The organism is Frankia sp. Mgl5 (assembly GCF_023242985.1).
Classification (GTDB): domain Bacteria; phylum Actinomycetota; class Actinomycetes; order Frankiales; family Frankiaceae; genus Parafrankia; species Parafrankia soli.
The window spans coordinates 1-327 of sequence record NZ_JALKFY010000589.1 but is presented as its reverse complement, the minus strand read 5'-3'; the positions used below and the strand labels follow the sequence as shown (position 1 = coordinate 327).

Annotated in this window: 1 pseudogene; it reads left to right on the top strand. The window is 69.1% G+C overall.

Annotation, left to right across the window (positions count from 1 at the left end):
• Positions 1 to 189: pseudogene (locus MXD62_RS10770) on the top strand (TetR family transcriptional regulator); the annotation flags it as partial.
• Between the last annotated feature and the right edge of the window lie 138 nt (positions 190 to 327).

Sequence of the window (327 nt, the reverse complement as noted above, 5' to 3'; positions counted from 1 at the left end):
CACATCGCCGACCGTCTTGGCCCCACTTCCACCGAGGCCGGTATCGACGCACGCCCCGAGGCGATCATCGGTGCCGCGCTGGCATGCCTGGAGGCAGCGAACAGGGCCTGGAGGGCAACCGACGGCCAGGCGCCCCTCGACAAGGTCCTCGACGACGTCATGCGCACCGTCCGCCCCGGAGCCTTCTGACTCAGCGCAGGTCGTCACGTACCGGTGGGAACGGCATATCCGGCCTCGATCATACGAAGGCGGTCATCGTGGAACCATCCGTGCTGCTGGAGCAGCGGGGCGCGGTGTCGATCGTGACGCTGAACCGGCCCGGCCGCC